Origin of the sequence: Streptomyces pseudogriseolus (assembly GCA_002154585.1) — a bacterium.
In the GTDB taxonomy this organism is placed as follows: domain Bacteria; phylum Actinomycetota; class Actinomycetes; order Streptomycetales; family Streptomycetaceae; genus Streptomyces; species Streptomyces pseudogriseolus.
The window spans coordinates 1-1,259 of sequence record MUNG01000715.1; the positions used below are offsets into that span (position 1 = coordinate 1).

1 protein-coding gene and 1 pseudogene are annotated in these 1,259 nt (G+C 78.0%); one reads left to right on the plus strand and one right to left on the minus strand.

What is annotated here, in order from left to right; translation table 11 throughout:
- Positions 1–263: pseudogene (locus tag CCN29_RS34285) on the plus strand (endonuclease/exonuclease/phosphatase family protein); the annotation flags it as partial.
- A 36-nt stretch (positions 264–299) separates the two neighbouring features.
- On the opposite strand, the gene CCN29_RS34290 reads toward CCN29_RS34285, so the two are convergent.
- The coding region (locus tag CCN29_RS34290) for an FUSC family protein (protein ID WP_143661478.1) at positions 300–1,259 on the minus strand (960 nt) is incomplete at its 5' end.

Genomic DNA, 1,259 nt, shown 5'->3' on the forward strand with positions numbered 1-1,259 from the left:
GGACCGGGGGGGATGCGTTCCGGCTGTGGGACGTGGCGCCGCTCATCCCGGCGTCCGAACGCTATTCGCGGGTGAACTCAGGACGCCGGGAGCTGATCGACCATGTGCTGCTCAGCCACCGGCTGGTGCGGCGGGTGACGTCGGCGGGCACGGGCCTGCCGGCCGACGGACCGCCCCGGCTCCCGTCCGTCGGGCCCGACCCGGGGGAACGGCGCGGGGCGGCGGGGTCGGACCACGCGCCGGTGTGGGTGCGGGTGGGCTGAGGGCCGCGCAAAGGTCGGGCGGACACCCACACGGGACTACCCGTGCCGCGCCCCCACGCGCACGTCCCCGCCCGCCGTCGGCAGGTCCAGGCGCAGGCGCGCTCCGTGGCGGGCGAGTTCGACGCGGAGGGCGGTGAGGCGGCGGAGGTGGTGGGGGTCGAGGCCGCCGGTGTCGTCGAGGTGGACGGCGCAGGCGGTGGTGGTGTCGACGAGCCGTTCGAGGGCCGCGGCGATCTCGTCGGCGCCGTCCGCGTGCCGGGCGAGGGGCGGGAGTTCGGCGGAGGCGAGGGCGATGGCGGTGCGGGCCTCGGCGAGGGTGCGGTAGGCCTCGCGGCGCAGCGCCCAGCGGGCCTCACGGTCCGCGGACTCCCCGAGCACATGCGCGAGGTACTCCCGGGCGGCGCCGCTCGCCTCGGCGAGCCGGGCGCGGAGGGCGTCGCCGCGCCGGCCGGGCGTGGGCAGGTGTCCCACGACCAGCACGATGGCGCAGGCCAGCAGGGTCTCGCCGATCCGGGCGAGGGACGCCTGCGGCTCGCCCCCGGCCATCACCAGGGCCAGCACGAGCACGGTGACGACGGCGGTCTGCGCGGCGAAGTGCCGGGTGGCGAGGGGGATCAGCGCCCCGCAGACGGTGACGAGGAGGACGAGTCCCTCCGGCCGGGGCAGCACGGCGGCGAGCCCGGCGAACAGCAGGGCGCCCAGGACGGTCCCGGCGGCGCGGGACAGCACGCGGGAGGCCAGCGGCCCGAGGTCGGGCTTGACGAGGAAGACCGCGGTGGCGGGCAGCCAGTACCAGTGCTCGTGCTGGCCGTTCCAACGCGCCTGGTGGAGGACCTGGGCGACGGCGGCGCTCGCGCCGAAGCACAGGGCGACGCGCATCCCGTACTCGCGGCCCCGGGCGCCGAGGACGGTCCGCACGGCGGCGGTCCGGGTGCGCCTGCGGCCGTGCAGCCGTCGGCCGTCGGCCCGGTCGAACGCCTCGGCGGCGTGCAGCAG